Source organism: Pseudoalteromonas sp. CST2, assembly GCF_028599385.1.
GTDB lineage: Bacteria > Pseudomonadota > Gammaproteobacteria > Enterobacterales > Alteromonadaceae > Pseudoalteromonas > Pseudoalteromonas atlantica.
Genome location: NZ_JAQREO010000010.1, coordinates 69,193 through 86,925, shown reverse-complemented (window position 1 = coordinate 86,925; position 17,733 = coordinate 69,193). Strand labels below are relative to the sequence as shown.

The 17,733-nt window shown below is 40.4% G+C and carries 11 protein-coding genes; 8 read left to right on the top strand and 3 right to left on the bottom strand.

The genetic code is table 11. The features are described 5' to 3' along the window. Positions 1–29: 29 nt before the first annotated feature. Positions 30–3,833, bottom strand: a complete 3,804-nt coding sequence (putA, locus tag PSH41_RS13575; RefSeq protein ID WP_273589277.1) for a bifunctional proline dehydrogenase/L-glutamate gamma-semialdehyde dehydrogenase PutA — start codon at positions 3,831–3,833, stop codon at positions 30–32. Positions 3,834–4,040: 207 nt separating this feature from the next. Here putA and PSH41_RS13570 point away from each other — a divergent pair, with 207 nt between their 5' ends. Then, positions 4,041–4,523 carry a winged helix-turn-helix transcriptional regulator gene (locus PSH41_RS13570; RefSeq protein ID WP_055252943.1) on the top strand — a complete coding sequence of 161 codons (483 nt, stop codon included), beginning with the start codon at positions 4,041–4,043 and terminating at the stop codon, positions 4,521–4,523. Positions 4,524–4,635: 112 nt separating this feature from the next. On the opposite strand, the gene PSH41_RS13565 is transcribed toward PSH41_RS13570, so the two are convergent. Further along, a complete protein-coding gene (locus PSH41_RS13565; protein ID WP_024034313.1) occupies positions 4,636–5,241 on the bottom strand; it encodes a TIGR04211 family SH3 domain-containing protein in 606 nt (201 codons plus the stop codon). A gap of 215 nt (positions 5,242–5,456) precedes the next feature. Between PSH41_RS13565 and PSH41_RS13560 the strand changes: the two genes are divergently transcribed. The 3 genes from PSH41_RS13560 (at position 5,457) to PSH41_RS13550 (ending at position 10,183) form a co-directional block, all read left to right on the top strand. Continuing rightward, positions 5,457–6,977 (top strand): CYTH and CHAD domain-containing protein, encoded by a 1,521-nt coding sequence (locus PSH41_RS13560; protein WP_024034312.1) that lies wholly within the window; start codon positions 5,457–5,459, stop codon positions 6,975–6,977. 163 nt (positions 6,978–7,140) lie between these two features. Beyond that, positions 7,141–7,950 carry a phosphate/phosphite/phosphonate ABC transporter substrate-binding protein gene (locus PSH41_RS13555; protein ID WP_273589278.1) on the top strand — a complete coding sequence of 270 codons (810 nt, stop codon included), beginning with the start codon at positions 7,141–7,143 and terminating at the stop codon, positions 7,948–7,950. Next, a complete protein-coding gene (locus tag PSH41_RS13550; protein WP_273589279.1) occupies positions 7,937–10,183 on the top strand; it encodes an ATP-binding protein in 2,247 nt (748 codons plus the stop codon). The genes PSH41_RS13555 and PSH41_RS13550 overlap by 14 nt, the downstream gene beginning before the upstream one ends. 24 nt (positions 10,184–10,207) lie before the next feature. Here PSH41_RS13550 and PSH41_RS13545 read toward each other — a convergent pair whose 3' ends face one another. Beyond that, positions 10,208–11,725: a S10 family peptidase gene (locus tag PSH41_RS13545; protein WP_273589280.1), complete on the bottom strand. Its 1,518-nt coding sequence runs from the start codon at positions 11,723–11,725 to the stop codon at positions 10,208–10,210. A gap of 337 nt (positions 11,726–12,062) precedes the next feature. Between PSH41_RS13545 and PSH41_RS13540 the strand changes: the two genes are divergently transcribed. The 4 genes from PSH41_RS13540 (at position 12,063) to mrcB (ending at position 17,577) form a co-directional block, all read left to right on the top strand. After that, positions 12,063–13,283, top strand: coding sequence for a GGDEF domain-containing response regulator (locus tag PSH41_RS13540; protein WP_273589281.1), 1,221 nt, complete (start codon positions 12,063–12,065; stop codon positions 13,281–13,283). A gap of 221 nt (positions 13,284–13,504) precedes the next feature. Then, on the top strand, positions 13,505–13,843 hold the full coding sequence (locus PSH41_RS13535) for a P-II family nitrogen regulator (RefSeq protein WP_004587162.1): 339 nt from the start codon (positions 13,505–13,507) through the stop codon (positions 13,841–13,843). A 12-nt stretch (positions 13,844–13,855) separates the two neighbouring features. Continuing rightward, entirely contained in the window at positions 13,856–15,085 is a 1,230-nt protein-coding gene (locus PSH41_RS13530; RefSeq protein WP_273589283.1) for an ammonium transporter, read from the top strand. Between the two features lie 149 nt (positions 15,086–15,234). Then, positions 15,235–17,577: a penicillin-binding protein 1B gene (mrcB, locus tag PSH41_RS13525; protein ID WP_273589284.1), complete on the top strand. Its 2,343-nt coding sequence runs from the start codon at positions 15,235–15,237 to the stop codon at positions 17,575–17,577. Positions 17,578–17,733: the final 156 nt, after the last annotated feature.

Genomic DNA, 17,733 nt, shown 5'->3' with positions numbered 1-17,733 from the left:
ACATTTTTAGTTAATTAGTACTAGATGGGCTATTCGTCATCTTCTACTAGGGTCATCAGTGAAGTATTACCACCAGATGCGGTAGTATCTATACTGATCGTTTTTTCAGTAATTAAGCGCTTAATTAACGTATCGTAATACTCTGAAGTAATTACTGGCAAAATAGCACCTTTACGCTGTGCAAGTTGTTGGCTGAAGTAACCTAAACGAGACGAACGTGCAGCAACCACCGCACCCGCTAAGTGAGGGTGAGCCAAAATAGCTTGTAGTTGATTAGGTTTTGCAACCTGGAACACGCCCTCAGCAACGCCTGTGGCAATAAACTTATCTTTAAAGGCTACCGCTTCATCGTAAAATAGCTCTGATGCTACGGTAATTACTGTATTACCTGCGGCAAGTGCTGTGATGATTGAAAGCGCCCAAAAGTTAAATGACGTGCTTTTATCTGCATAACATACTACACAACCACGTGCTTCAAGGTGCAAGGTGTTTGATTCACCAGTAGGCCCAGGCAAAGTAGTAAACTTACGCATGTGCTTTTCTAAACGGTTAAGTTGTGCACGCGCTTCTGAAAGCGTTAATGCCAAATCGTCCGCTAGGTCATCAATAATTTCGACCGTTGCTACTTTAGCAAGCAGCTGACGAACAGCCGATACACGGTCATTTAGCGGTGTTGCACGCCAAATTTTCTCATCGCGCATTGAGTTAGCCATTAGCTTTTCAACTTGCTCGTTTGCACCGCTGTAATGGTGTAAATCAAGCTCATCTGGCGTTAGGTTAGTCATTTGCACGTTATCAGGTGATGCTTTCTCTTTTACTAAACGCTGCAGGTAGTTAGGGCCACCGGCTTTAGGGCCTGTACCAGATAAACCACGGCCACCAAATGGTTGCACACCTACAATGGCACCAATCATGTTGCGGTTTACATATACGTTACCCGCACGCGACATTTTAGCTAGGTACTCACAACGCTCTTCAATACGTGAGTGAACACCCATTGTTAAGCCATAACCTGTGTTGTTAATTTGGTCAATCACGTTGTCGATATCATTCGCTTTAAAGCGAACAATGTGCACACATGGACCAAATACTTCACGTTTAAGTACTGATAAATCTTCGATTTCGTATAAACGAGGCGCAAAAAAGTAGGCGCCATTTTCGGTGTTATCAGGGATCTTACACTCGTAATGAAGTGTTGCATTACCTTTTAAGTATTCAACATGATCATTTAGCGTTTTAAGGGCTTTTTCATCAATTACTGGGCCTACATCGGTAGAAAGTAATGACGGGTCGCCAATATGCAGCTCGGCGAGTGCGCCTTTAAGCATTTCTATAATGCCATCGGCTACATCTTCTTGTATAAACAATACACGCAGTGCTGAACAACGCTGGCCTGCACTTTGGAAACCTGAGCTTATTACATCATCAACAACTTGCTCTGGCAGCGCTGTTGAATCCACAATCATACAGTTTTGGCCACCGGTTTCTGCAATTAACGGTACTTGAATATCGTTACGCGCAGCCAGTGTTTGTGAAATCAGTGTGCCTGTTTCTGTAGAACCGGTAAACATAACTGCCTGAATACGCTCATCAGGTACAATTGTTTTACCTACCTCAGAACCACGGGCAATCACCGGCTGTACTACATGCTCTGGTAAGCCAACCGAAAGCATTAACTCAATAGCGCGAAGTGCGATTAAGCTTGTTTGCTCTGCAGGTTTTGCAATAACAGTATTACCAGTCACAATGGCAGCGGCCACCTGACCTAAGAAAATCGCAAGCGGGAAGTTCCACGGGCTAATACATAAAATTACACCGCGTGCTTCAAAGCGCTCATCACCTGCAAGTTCTTCTGCACGTGCCGCGTAGTAACGACAAAAATCAACGGCTTCACGTACTTCGTCAATACCATCTTGCGCAATTTTACCGGCTTCTTTAATACATATAGCGACGAGCTCGTCGTGGTGACGCTCTAAAATATCTGCCACGCGGCGTAATAAATTAGCACGCTCTTTTACAGATGTTTGTGACCATGACTCAAACGCCGCTTCTGCATTGGCCAAAATGTCTTTCATCTCATCGCCAGATTGCAGTTTAACGTGGCCGATGATTTCGTTGTGATTAGCTGGGTTTTTAACCGCTAATGCGCCTTCAGGTACTTGGCTTTGATCAATTAAATGCTCGTTAAACCAGCTTTCAAGATTTTCTTTGAATGGCGTAATTACATTAATATCGGTTAAGTCCATGCCTTTAGAGTTAGCACGTTCGTCGCCGTATAAGTCGATTGGCATTTTAATTTGCGTATTGTACTTATTACGTAAACCTTGCAGTGTTTCTACTGGATCAGGTAATAGCGACTCAACAGGTTTAGTGGTATCTACAATGGCGTTTACAAATGATGAGTTAGCGCCATTTTCTAGTAAACGACGTACTAAGTAGGCAAGTAGGTCTTCGTGCTGGCCAACGGGTGCATAAACACGGCATTGAATTTTTTCTTCATTTACGATTTGGTCAAATAAAGATTCGCCCATACCGTGTAAACGCTGGAATTCAAATCCGGTGTTATCGCCTTTAGCAACTTCTAAAATAGTGGCTGCAGTGTAAGCGTTGTGTGTTGCAAATTGCGGGTACAGTACATCGCGTGCTTCTAGCATTCTAATAGCACAAGCTTTGTAAGATACATCGGTAGTTGCTTTACGCGTAAATACTGGGTAGTGCTCTAAACCATCTTGTTGCGTGGTTTTAATTTCTGTATCCCAGTAGGCACCTTTTACAAGGCGAACCATCATTTTACGGCCTACACGAGTAGCAAGTTCAGTTACCCATTCAATAACAAAAATAGCGCGCTTTTGGTATGCTTGTACGGCTAAACCAAAACCTTGCCAGTTACCTAAATCTTCATCGCTAAATACCGCTTCTATAACATCTAACGAAATATCTAAGCGGTCAGCTTCTTCAGCATCAACTGTAAAGCCAATGTCGTATTTTTTAGCAGCAAGCGCGAGTTCTTTTAGTTTAGGTACAATTTCGGCCATTACGCGGTCTTTATGCGTAAACTCATAACGTGGATGAATAGCAGAAAGTTTAACTGAAATACCTGGGCTTTTAACTGGGCCACGGCCATTTGCCGCTTTACCAATTGCATGGATTGCGTTCATGTAGCTGTCGAAGTAACGCTTGGCATCTTTCATTGTGCGCGCGCCTTCGCCTAGCATGTCGTATGAGTAAACGTAGCCTTTTTGCTCTTTTTCAGCAGCGCGTTCAATGGCTTCGTCAATGGTGCGACCCATAACGAACTGCTTACCCATAATTTTCATGGCAAAGTTTACAGATTTGCGGATCACAGGCTCGCCTAAACGACCTATGGTCTTTTTAAGCATGCCAAATTGCTGTTCTTTGGTTTTATCTGTGTAGTTAACCATTTTACCGGTTACTAATAATCCCCACGAAGAAGCATTAACAAATAAAGAATCGCTGCTTCCTAAATGAGAACTCCAATCACCTTTAGCAAGTTTGTCACGAATTAACGTATCTTGCGTGGCTTTGTCTGGTACGCGAAGTAGGGCTTCGGCCAAACACATTAACACTACACCTTCCTCACTAGAGAGTGAGAATTCATTTAAAAGTGCGTCTACACCGCTTTGACCGTCTTGATCTTTTCGAATGTTTAAAACAATCTGGCGAGCTCTTTCCCATGCACGACTTCGTGCTTTAACACCCACTTCTGCAAGTGGTAAAATATGATCAATAACAGCATTTTCATCAATGCGGTAAAAATCACGAATTTTCTGTCTTGTAGGACAGGTTGTTGTCAAATCGCCATTGAATAACATAAGCAACCCTTAGGAATGTTAATATGTAAATAGTAGAACAAAATTTATGTGCTTGGGCTGTTGAGCTAAAGCAACTTTGCTACCAATAAATTACCAGTGATGTAATGCGTGCATTCTAATTAAATTTCAGCAGAATATGCTGGTTAAATTTCACGATTTACGATAATTTACAGGGCATATTTTCAACTTATCCGTATAAAATTCTGTATGACAAGTCCAAATAGATTACGCCTGCTTGATCGTATCGATTTAGCAATATTAGACGTTCTTCAAAAGAACGGCAGAATTTCTAATGTTAACCTAGCAAAACAGGTTAATTTAAGTCCTAGTCCATGCCTTGACCGTGTAAAACGTTTAGAGCAAGAAGGCTATATAGAAGGGTACTTTGCAAAGCTTAGCGAACAAAAGCTGAATCAGAGCTTAGTAGCGCATGTGCAAGTATCGCTGGTGACATCTAACACGGCTGTTTTTAAAGTATTTAAAGAGCATATACTTAAAATTGAGCAAGTTGTAGAGTGCGATATGGTAGCGGGAGGGTACGACTACCTGCTAAAAATTAGGGTCTCGGATATGGATGAGTATCGACAGGTGCTAGGAGACTTAGTCGATATTCCGGGAGTAGGTACTCACCATACTTACATGGTAATAGAAAAAATTAAGCAGGATCCTGGTTTACGTTTGGATATTTAAAAACCAAATGCTTATTGCAATACATTACACACACATTAAAAAAGCACCTAAGGGTGCTTTTTTAAAGATTAGCCAGCGGCTATTAAACTTAGTTAACCAAGGTTTAGGTTAATTAAGCCCACCCTTCGTAGCGCTTACGGCGCGAAAGTACAACGGTAAGTATAATACCTAAAAACAAACCTATAAAAGCAATAGCGCCACCATAAGTAAGTAGTTGGCGTTTTTCTTTTGCAGTGGCAGCTTGTTTTTGAGCACGTTCTTGCTCAAGTGTTGTTTGCAGCTCAGTAATTTGTTGATTAAGCAATTTGTTTTGATTAGTTAAGCTTTGATTATGTTCTTGTAACTGAGGTAGCTCAACTTGTGCTTGGCGTAGTTTGTTTTGCACTGTGCTCATTTCGCTACTGAGTGTTTGATACTGCTGATGAAGCCCTGGTGTTTGCGATATAAATTTAGATTCAACCCAACCTTCACGGTCTTTATCGTCTTTTATTTTTATAAAGCCGTTTTCTTCTTTTGATAGCACGGTTAATTTAGTACCCGCATCTACAGAGCCAAGTAAGCGGTAGTTTTTACCTGCGCCAGAGCGCATAAAGGTATATAGATTATCGATTATATAAGCTGAATTTGCATCTGATGAATTGGCTGTTTGAGCTTCTTGTGCTTGGCTTATAAACGAGGTGGCTGTTAAAAGTAGCCCTAGTAAACAGTGTTTTAGCATTTATCTACCTTGTTAGTCTATCCGTGTCCGTTGTGGTTGTGATTGAGATTTTCACATAAGTAGTGAGATAGTATGGATTAAACGCGTTAATAGCAAGGTTGATATTGTAACCCAGTGCGGGCGTTGCTCAGCCAAAAAGGTTAAAAAATTTGCAAAATGGGGTGGCTTTGTTTATTTTGAGCACTTATTTATTTTAAAGGTAATCCTCAACCCTAATGGATACTGAGATAGAACTGAAGTTTTTGGTATCAGATGCCGTTGTTCCACTGATCCCCTCGCTAATCACACAATTTGCTAAAACGGTTATTAATAAACCTTCACGTAGTTTGCAAAATGCTTATTACGATACCCCAAGTAGAGAGCTAAGAGCCCTTGATATAGGTTTTAGAACCCGCTGTGCCGACAGTAAATGCGAACAAACAATAAAGCTTGCTGGCGAAGTTGTGGGTGGGCTACACCAACGTCCTGAATACAACTTACCAATTGAATCAAGCCGTCCTGATTTATTAGCATTTAATAATGCTATTTGGCCTCATGGTATGCAAGTAAATGCTATTAGCGATAATTTATATCCTATTTTTAGCACTAACTTTATTCGTCGTACTTGGTTAATAGAAACCCCAAATGGCGCAAAAATTGAAGTCGTGCTAGATAAAGGCGAAATAGCTGCATCAGGTAAGGTTGATATTATTAGCGAACTAGAAATAGAGCTTGTTGAGGGCAACAGAGACGAGCTATTTGCTTTGGCAGATAAACTTGTTAGCCAAAACTGTATTCGTTTAGGGCTTTATTCAAAAGCAGCTAGAGGCTACCGACTAGCCGATGAAACACCGCTTAAACCAAGTAAGTCTATTGGGTTTGTAAAATTAAAAAAACAAGCAACTCAAGAGCAAGCACTAATAGAGGCCATGAACTTTGGTATTCGTTTTGTGCAAAAGCATGAGCAGTGTTACTTTGACAAACCAAGTTTAAAAACGCTCAAACGTGTGACTGATGGCATTAGCTTAATTAGGCATAATTTTTGGTTGTTTGATGATATTGTAAGTAAAGACAGTACTGAGCAATTAAGAACAGAGTTAAAGTGGCTGTTAAGTGAATTAGCCTGGGTTGAAAATGCAATTCAGCTAAAAACTTATACATCTAAACGACATGCATTTTATAAAAAAATAAATGCAGCGCCTGCATTAGCGCAAGTTATTAACGATTTAAAAGAGCTACAGCCAAGCATTGATGATATTAATGCTTTGTTTCAAAGCGCGCGATACAATCGTTTATTGCTGTCGTTGACTACTTGGTTGGTAGATAAACAATGGCGTAAGTTTTGGGGGCAAACTCAACTACAGGCGGCAGAGCAGCCAGTAGCTAAAATTGCAAAACGTTTATTTAATAAAGATTGGCAAAATTTAGATAAGCTACTTCCTAAAGAGCAAACGCTTACAGCACAAGATTATTTAAGCTTACGCACCCAATTAGAAAACAGCTTATTAAGCGGTAATTGCTTAGGGTCATTGTTTGACAAAGAAGAGCGCTTAGAATTTAGACTGCCGTGGCTGGATATTTCTCATGGTATGTACGAGCTCAGCACGCTGGAATATTTAAAGCAGCTTTGCGGCGGGCAAGAAGACGAGCAGTTGGCTAAAATTCAACAGTGGCTAGATCAAAAGTCAGATTACTTAGTCAGTGCAATGGAGCAAAGCCGTTTAGCGTCTTTTGATATAGAGCCGTACTGGCAGTAATATATTTAAGCAGGTGTGTATGGGCGCCTGCTTTAATCTTTTTGTTGAAACTTTCTTAAACCTCCTAAATTAAATAACCTCTTAATTTCTACGTAATAAAAATGGTGCGTTAGTCACTCGTTAACTATGCTTATAGTCATAAACCTACAACGGTAAGACTAATATGAAGTGTAGTGTTGTTTTGCTTTTTTTATTCAATAGTATGGGTGTCTATGCTCAAACCTTTACTTTTGGTGTAGTTCCGCAATATGAGCCACAAAAACTCACTGCAATATGGCAGCCCTTTCTTAATAAAGTAACCGAAAAAACAGGCGTGCAACTAAAGCTGGTTACCGTGGAATCAATCCCGGTTTTTGAGCAAGGGTTTGCAGATGGCGATTACGATTTTGCTTATATGAACCCATGGCATAGTGTGATTGCTTACGACAAGCAAGGCTATTTACCGATAGTGAAAGATGCTGCGCGCCATTTGCAAGGCGTATTAGTGGTCAATAAAAACAGTAATATTGAATCCGTTGAGCAGCTTGAAGGCGCCGAAATTGCTTTTCCTGCGCCTAATGCATTAGGCGCTTCTTTATTAATGCGGGCGGAGCTTGCCTTATTGTATGGCTTAACAATAAAGCCTGTGTATGTTCAAACGCACTCATCTGTTTATTTAAATGTGGCACTTAACGCAACGCCTGCCGGCGGCGGGGTAATGGGCACATTAAAGCAACAGCCTCAAAATTTGCAGCAAAAGCTAAAAGTTATTTACAAAACGCGTAAGGTTAGCCGCCACCCCATTGTGGTTCACCCTAGAGTAAATAATCAGGTACAAGCGCAAGTTCAACAAGCAATTATAGAAATAGGGAGCGACCCTAAACAAAAACACTTACTAGCGGGTATTCCTATAATTAACCCAAGTAAAGCAAGCATTGACGATTATAAACAATTAACGCAATGGGGTTTACGCTCGTTTTATGTTGAAAATTAACTGGTGGCGCAGCCTAAGGGTTCAAAGCTTTATTGCGGTAATGGCATTTGGCTTTTTATTAATATGCTTATTTATTTTTTACGCTTTGCCAGAGCAAGCTAGGTGGGTAAACAATGGCCTTTCTAGCGCAGCGCAGCGCTCTTTACAGCAACTATCTACATCAATAAAAACCCCTTTATTAACTCGCCAATACGCACAGCTTTATGAGCAAATAGACGCGCAACTTAATACAAACCCTAATTGGAAAGCAATTAGAGTAGTAGAGCCTTCTACAGGTAATCAGTTATATCCTTTAGATGAGTGGCAGCTGTTAGCTCAGCAGGGCAATGTTACGTTAAATGAGCACATTACTTTTTTAGATAAACCTTTGGCTGAAATAACGTTAGTCGTTAATTTTGAAGACAAAGTAAACGAAGCGGCTAAGCTACATTACACGTTAATTTATATTCAGTTTTTTATACTTGTGGTGTTTTTTATTGGCTTAGCTTGGTTGGTCGATTATAGAATTACCAGCCCTTTACGGGCGCTCGAAGTCGCCTTTTCTAAACTGGCTAAAGGGAACTTTGATTGCCACGTTAGCGTTCAGCAAAAAAATGAGATTGGCAGCGTCATAAATGCATTTAATAAAATGGCCGGTGAGGTTGCTACTAATCATCAAAAAGTAAACGCACTGAGAATTCAAGCCGAGTCGGCCAGTAAGGCTAAATCTGACTTTATGGCGAGTATGAGCCATGAGCTTAGAACGCCGTTAAATGCTATTTTAGGGTTAGCGCAGCTTTATCAATATGACCGTAAAGCAACCGAGGTACACAAAGACAATGCGCAAAGTATTTACCAAGCTGGGGAGCATTTACTTTTACTAATAAACGACGTGCTAGATTTAACTTCTATTGAGTCGGGGAATATGCAGTTTAATTTTGAATATGCCTCCGTGAAAGACATGCTACAGCATAGTATTGAAATGGTGAGCGAACTTGCCAGAGTTGAGCTTGTTACTATAAATACTCACAATATTGACTCCCTAGAAGGTATTTACTTATATGTAGATAAGCGCCGTTTTAAACAGGTACTGCTTAATTTACTTTCCAACGCAATAAAATATAACAAAGTGCGAGGTAAAATAGATATACGTTGCGAGATTGCTGATTCAAGCCGCTGTAATATTGATATTGAAGATACAGGGTGCGGTTTTTCAGAAGATGATATTTTAAGGCTTTTTAAACCCTTTGATAGACTAGGGGCTGAGACCAGTAAAACACATGGTACGGGCATAGGTTTAGTTATTACTAAAGAGCTTGTAGAGCGTATGCAAGGGCAGCTACAAGTAAATAGCCAAATAAATAAAGGCGCGTGTTTTACTATTAGCTTTAATGGTTTTAAAGAAAGCGCTTTAACCACTATACAAGCTGATGAGCCGATAAGTCACCCCAGCAGTGAGTCCGCAGGCTCTGCCACAGGTAAGCTCCCAGTATTAAATGTGCTGGTGGCAGAAGATCAACTGACTAATCAGCAGGTTTTAAAGCAGCAACTGACCATGCTTGGCGTTAACTCAACGTTTGCAAATAATGGCGAACAGGCCTGGCAAATGCTCCAAGATAAGTCCTTCGATATGCTACTTACCGATATTCAAATGCCGTTGTTAAATGGCCTTGAATTGGCTAAAAAAATCCGAAAAAACACACAGTTCAATGAGCTAATAATTATTGCTGTTACTGCCAATATAATGGAAAAAAACATACAGGATTGTTACAGCGCTGGGATGAACGGTTTTTTAACTAAACCGATAGAGCTTGAAAGCCTAAAAGCACTGTTAATGAAACACTCGCAAGGCATTGTTCCTTCGCATACACAGCCGCTGCAAATCACAGCGCAAGCAAGCTCTATGTACAGTCAATTAGATATGCCTTTATTGTTTTCGATGTTAGGAAAAGATACGCATGTACATTGTTTAGTCTTTCAGGCGTTTTTACAAACCGCTTATGAGCAAGTTAAATTAATTGAAGCATATACACATAGTTTAAATTACGCCGATTTATCTTTTCAGGCGCATGGTTTAAAGTCATCTGCTAAATCGGTTGCAGCGTTAAAGTTAAGTGACATTTGCCAGCAGATAGAAAGCTTAGCTGCGCAAAATAAGGTCGATGAAGCGTTATTATTTGCACTACAAACAGGGTTTAATGAAGTGGTTACACAGTTAAAAGTGTACTGTAATAAACATGAGGCATCTTCTTAATGCCTCATGTAATGGCCCTTTTAATTAATATTTAGCGGCCTGCCCTTTAGCGGGTAGGGAGCTTAAAATGAAGTCGCGTAAGTCGTTATTTGAAAGCTTAAGATCTTCATGTCGTAGGTACATCATATGGCCGCTGCGGTACCCTTTAAAGCTTAACCTATCTTTCATTTTTCCACTTGGGTCAAGCTGCCATAACGTGTATTTAGCATCAAAGTAATTTGTTGCGCCATCGTAGTAACCCGCTTGAATCATGACGTTTAAATACGGGTTTTGCGCCATCGCTAAACGTAAGTTTTCGCCGGTATTATTTTTACTACGATCCCATGGGTGAACATTGCCAAATAAGTTGTATTTAACATCCGTTTTATAGTTGAGCTCTTCACGCAGGTAATAGTTAATTGCAGGCGTAAATGAGTGCAGCCAAGAGGTAAGCTCAGCCCAGTAATCAGGTGATTCGCCAGCATCGCGTTTATCAATACCTAAATAGCGCGAATCTAGACGTCCGACAGTTTGTCCGCGCTCACGTAAAAGTTCTTTCCAAAAAAATCGAGTGGGAATATCTAAGTTGTTTTGCGCTACAAACTGCTCTGAAAGGCCTGCATATTCGGCCATCTTCTTTATTATTTGGCGTTTTTTATCGGCATCGATAAAGCCACCTTTAGCGAGGGCAGGAATAAGCTCATTAATAGTGAACTGTTCTACCTCGGGTAAAAGTTCATTGAGATCTTTTTCTTGCAAGTTTTTATTCAGTGCTTTGTGATACCACGCAGTTGCAGCAAAATAAGGTAAGCGATTAGCCGCTTTTATAGGGCCGTCGCGTTTTATACCAATATCGGTCGGCGATACTAATACCACCCCATTAATGTACATCCATTGCCTGTTTTGTAGTTCATGGGCAAGGCCTGATACACGAGTAGTGCCGTAGCTTTCTCCAATTAAAAACTTAGGTGAGCGCCAGCGCTCGTTTCGATTAACAAAGGTATTTAGCCATTCAGCTAAGTATTTTATGTCGGCATTGACACCAAAAAAGTGCTCTTTTTGTTGCTCTTTCGAAAGCATTTCACCTTTGGCGTTTTCTACTACGCGTGAATAACCTGTATTTACCGGATTTACATAAACAATATCTGCTACATCTAACACAGAGTAGGGGTTATCTTTTACGCCATAAGGCTGAATGGGGTAGCCTTCGTCATCAATTTTTAATACGCGTGGGCCAGTATAGGCTAAGTGCATCCATACAGATGCAGAGCCTGGCCCGCCATTAAACGATATCAGTAATGGGCGAGCTGCGGTGTCATCGACTTTATCTCGTGTGTAATAGGTATATTGTAAAGTGGCAATGGCATCGCCATTATCATTCCACACCGGCTGAGTGCCTGTTTTAATTGTGTAGCTAAAGCGTTTACCATTAATTTTAGCTTTATGCTTAGTGACTACGTGGCTATCAATGTCTATTTTTCGTTGGTGTTCTGCTGTTGCAGTACTGCAAACCAATACGATGGCAAGCGCTAAGGTGTAACGAGTTAATTGGACAAGCTTCATTGTCGTTCCTTATTTTTGTTTAGATGCTATTTAAAATAAAAAACACACAAATAACAAAAGTATTGAGATTAATGGTCGATAATACTAGTTAAGTCTAAACTTATACACGGCGTGTTTGTTTATTTAGGGTTAATTTATCCTAGCGTGTTTAGCTTAGCTAAAAAATCAAGTATATTTGGCCGACTTTGTATTTAAATTAAATACAAGCCTTGCGCTTAGATTAATGGACTTAGCCTACTTACTGGCTACATAAACAGAACTTTATTGGATGTTTTTCATAACTTGTCGCTTTAGTGCAAGTTTAAGTACGTAAAATAACAAGATTAAAGAGAAGTTTATGCAAAGAGTATTAGTGGTTGAAGACAGTAAAGTAGTGCAGCAGGTGCTACGCCACTTATCGGCTCAATATTTAGATGTCGCTGTCGATTTTGCCTGGTCATTAAATGAATGCCAAGACTATATTGAGAAACATAAATACTCGCTGGCTTTAGTTGATTTAACTTTGCCCGATGCACCTAATGGCGAGGTCGCTAAATTCACACTTTCACACGCCATTCCTACTGTGGTACTTACCTCAAAAATTGATGAATATAAGCGCCAACAAATGCTAGAGCTTGGTGTTATTGATTACGTAATTAAAGACAATCGCGATTCATACCATTACGCTATCAAGTTAGTAGCTCAGCTTTTGAGAAATCAAGGCTGTAAGGCGTTGGTTGCTGATGATTCGGTGTTAAGCCGCTCCTTAATGAAGCAAATGCTAGAAAAGCAATTATTTGATGTAACCGATGCGCAAGATGGTCAGCAAGCACTCGAAATAATAAAAAGTAACCCTAATATAAAATTGCTCATGACCGATTATGCGATGCCATTAATGGATGGCTTTGAACTGGTTAAAGCGGTGCGTAATTTTAGAGGGCGCGATGATTTGGCCATCATTGGGCTTTCGGGTGCCGGTAAGCATGGATTATCGGCTCGGTTTATTAAATACGGTGCCAACGACTTTTTAACAAAGCCATTTATGAATGAAGAGTTTCATTGTCGTGTCATGCAAACAATGGAGCAGTTGTCACTGATTGCGGATATTAAAGAAAGTGCTTACAGAGACTATTTAACAGGTATGTATAACCGCCGTTATTTTTACCAATATGCAGAGCAACTATTAAAAAAACAACAGCAAAATACGCTAGCATTACTCGATATAGATTTTTTTAAAAATATTAATGACACCTTAGGCCACGAAGCGGGTGATCAGGCACTAAAGCAGGTAGCCACGTTAATTAAAACTACGTTTTCTAAGTTTACCGTTGCGCGGGTGGGCGGCGAAGAGTTTGCCATTATATTAGATGATATAGACACGGCGCGTGGGCGAGAGTACTTAGAAGGCTTTAGAAAAAAACTCGCTAAACATGAATTTTTAATCGATGAAAAACCGTTTTCTATCACCATCAGTATTGGTGTTGCTGATTTTCAAAACACTGATTTAACTCAGGCCATGCGCATCGCTGATGCTGCCCTTTACGAAGCCAAAAACAATGGCCGAAACTGTGTTGTGTAAATATAAAAAATAACACTAATTACAAGCTAGTAGGGCATCACTTTTGGTGATGCACCAATGTAGCTAAGTTGTTAAAAAAGCGCACCTTGATGGTGCGTTTTTTTTGTTTTAAATTTACTATTCATGCTTATCTTATTGATATTAAGTGTTTTTTAATAGTGGCATAAAGGTTGGATTATGTAAGCCAACAGGATAACAATAAAGCGTCCGAGGGGGCCACTATGAAAATGATTAGTGCAATCATAAAACCATTTAAATTAGATGATGTGCGTGAAGCGCTCGCTGATTTAGGTATTGAAGGGATGACCGTAGTTGATGTTAAAGGTTTTGGACGTCAACGAGGCCATACAGAGCTGTATCGTGGAGCAGAGTATCAGGTAGATTTTATTCCTAAGATCAAACTTGAAATTGCTACTCGTACTGAAAATTGCCAACGCGTAGTTGAAGCAATTACCAAAATTGCATCAACAGGCAAAATTGGTGACGGTAAAATTTTCGTGTACGACTTAGATCAAATTGTGCGTATTCGTACGGGCGAACTTGATGAAGAAGCAATTTAAGGGGGCTGATTAATGGAAAACACAATTGTAGAACTCAAATTTTCACTCGACACCTTTTATTTTCTGGTGTCGGGTATACTAGTAATGTGGATGGCAGCAGGTTTTGCCATGTTAGAAGCGGGTTTAGTTCGCTCTAAAAACACCACTGAAATTTTAACTAAAAACGTGGCGCTTTATTCTATCGCATGTACCATGTTTTTATTGGTTGGCTACAACATTATGTATGTAGACAACGCTGAAGGCGGCATCATCCCTTCAATTGGCGCATTAATTGGCACGCAAGCGGCCGATGCTGACCACTCTTTAGAATCTGACTTTTTCTTCCAAGTAGTATTTGTTGCAACGGCTATGTCGATTGTATCGGGTGCGGTTGCTGAACGTATGAAGTTATTTGCTTTCTTAGCATTTGCAGTTGTTTTAACTGGCTTTATTTACCCAATGGAAGGTTACTGGACATGGGGCGGCGGTTTCTTATCAGAAATGGGCTTTGTTGACTTTGCAGGCTCTGCAATTGTTCATGGTGCCGGTGCTGCAGCTGCTTTAGCGGGTGTAATTCTGTTAGGTGCTCGTAAAGGTAAATACGGTAAAAACGGTGAAATTTACCCAATTCCAGGCTCTAACCTACCACTTGCTACATTAGGTACGTTTATTTTATGGATGGGTTGGTTTGGTTTTAACGGTGGTTCGCAATTACTTCTTTCAGATAAAGAAAATGCAACCGCTGTAGGTCAAATTTTACTTAACACCAATGCCGCAGCGGCAATGGGTGCAATTGCTGCACTGTTTGTATGTAAAGTGTTGTGGGGTAAAGCTGATTTAACTATGGTATTAAACGGCGCATTAGCAGGTTTAGTTGTTATTACAGCAGACCCACTTTCACCATCTCCATTAATGGCGTGTTTACTAGGTATTTTAGGTGGCTCACTGGTTGTATTTAGCATTGTAGCTCTAGATAAAGCGAAGATTGATGACCCAGTAGGTGCTATCTCTGTTCACGGTGTATGTGGCGCGCTAGGTATTATGTTAGTGCCTGTATCTAACGGCGATGCAAACTTTGTAACACAGCTTATTGGTTTAATGACTATTTTAGCCTTTGTTTTTGTAGCTTCATTTATTGTGTGGGCTATTTTAAAGCAAACTATGGGTATTCGCGTAACCGAAGAAGAAGAGCTAAGCGGTATGGACCAACACGATTGTGGTGTGGATGCTTACCCTGAGTTTGTATCTGTTCGCAGTAACTAATATTAAATAGATTAATCATTGTGTTCACAAAGCCCTACCTTGGTAGGGCTTTTTTTCGTTTCAGGGAAGGTTAACTTTTCAGGTGTTAGGCTATAACCAATATGCTAAGCTCACACTCGTGAATAAACCTTGGAATAAATTACACTTAAATGGCTGACAACAAAAAAACACCCAGTAGTAAAACCACTCCTAAGCGTGCACCTAAAGCAACCAGCTCGCCACGTAAAGCTAAATCAAAAACGACTAAAAAAACGTCAGACACTGTTGTTAAACGCACATTTATGCGAAAAACATGGTCTGTTTTTTGGAAATTGAGCTTAGCTGTTTTTATTGCTATGGCCATGTATCTTATTTATTTAGATTCAAAAACAACACGTATATTTGAAGGTAATAAATGGCAGTTACCCGCCCAAGTATACGCACGCTCAATGGAGTTTTACCCAGGGCAGTTTTTATCTAGCCAAGAGGTTGTGTGGGAGCTTGAGCGCCTAAATTATTCGTCAGTTAATAGGCTAAGCCGCACGGGGCAGTTTGTAAAAACAGCCGATAGCATAAAAATTTACCGACGCGACTTTGAGTTTTATGATGGCCTTGAAGAATCGCACATTATTGAGCTGCGTTTTGCCGGGCAAAAGGTAGCAACCATTAAAGATAAATTTGGCAGGCGCCTAAACAGCGCTCGCCTAGAGCCTGTGCAAATAGCCCGTATTGGAAATGATTCAAAGCAAGATAGAGAGTTTGTACCGCTTGATAAGTTTCCGCCTATGTTGAAAGACACGTTATTAGTAGTAGAAGATCGGGATTTTTATCAGCATCATGGTGTGTCGGTATTTTCTATTTTGCGCGCGCTTTATTCAAACATTAAAGCAGGGCGTACCGTGCAAGGTGGTAGCACCTTAACGCAGCAGCTTGCAAAAAATATATACCTAACGCGTGAGCGTTCTTTAGTGCGTAAAATAAATGAGGCATTTATTGCGCTTATTCTAGATTACCGTTATTCAAAAGATCAGATTTTAGAAGCCTATTTGAATGAAGTTTACCTAGGTCAATCTTATAACCAAGGCGTGCATGGCATGGGCTTGGCCTCTGAGTTTTATTTTTCAAAGCCTGTTGATGAGCTGGAATATGACCAAATAGCGCTGCTGGTGGCGATGGTCAAAGGGCCCTCGTATTACAATCCTCGTCGCTATAAAGAACGCACTATGGAGCGTCGCGACCTAGTACTGCGCTTAATGGTTGAAAACAAGCTACTAACTACAAAAGAATACCGTGCATCACTTAAACGCCCAATTGATATAGCGCCTATGAAAGCAAGTTTACAAAAGTCATACCCTGGCTTTTTAGAACTTGTAAACCGTGAGCTTAAGCAGTTATTACCTGATCAAAAAACTCTAGATGCCGGTGTGCGTGTATTTACTTACTTTGATTTGCAAAAACAAACGGCAATGGAAGAGTCCATTCAAAAAAGTTTACCGTATTTAGAAAAACGTCCTAACACGGATAAACTCGAAGCAGCCATGATCTCTGTTAATGTAGAAAAAGGCGGTGTGTCGGCTTTAGTGTCGGGGCGCGATGTTCGCTACTCAGGTTTTAACCGAGTGCTCGATACTAAACGAAATATTGGCTCTTTAGTTAAACCCGCGGTGTACTTAACAGCCCTGCAGTTACCACATTATAACTTAGCCACATTACTTGATGACTCCCCTGTGCAGGTAACAAATGAGCAGGGTAAAGTGTGGCAACCTGAGAACTTTGATCACCAATACCGAGGCGCATTGCCACTTTATAAAGCCTTCAGTAACAGTATTAATATTCCTGCGGTAAATTTAGGTCTAGATGTAGGTGTTGATAAAGTAGCAAATACGCTCAAAGGGTTAGGCGCAAAAGGTAATATAGATGAATACCCCTCGCTGCTACTTGGTGCTGTAGAAATGTCGAGCTTTGAGGTTGCCCAGCTTTATACCACTATCGCAGCAGATGGCGAGTATAGAGAGCTTACCTCTGTATCTGCCCTTACAGACTCGGTAGGTAACGTTTTGTATAAGCATAAAGTTAAGCCTGAGCCGCGCTTTGCAAAAGACGCTGTATATATGACTAAATATGCCATGAAGCGAGTAACAAAGGACGGCACCGCTAAGCGTTTAAATTTACACTTTCCATCAATTCAGCTTGCCGGTAAAACAGGCACTAGTAATGATTTACGTGATAGCTGGTTTGCAGGGTTTGATCAAAACACAGTGACCGTTGCATGGCTTGGTAGAGACGATAATAGAAGCACCGGTTTAACAGGGAGTGTGGGCGCGTTAGAAGCTTATATTCGTTACTTAAAACCGCTCAACCCTGAAGCAATAGCAGATACACGCCCGCCATCAATAAGATGGGCTTTCGTCAATGAAAGAACGGGTTTACAAGCACCGCCCGGATGCGGAAAAGTCATTCAGTTACCACTAAGAGCCAGTGAGTTTGAGCCTAGGCCGCAGTGTATACGCTAATAAAATAAAACCTTAATAATAAAACCGCTAACTCAGCGGTTTTTTTATATTTGCTTCACTATCTAGCAATCAAAATTTGAAACTAAATAAATTTTAATTACTTTTATTAGCTTATTTTCTTATAAATAAATTAAAAAGCAGTAAGTATAATTAGAG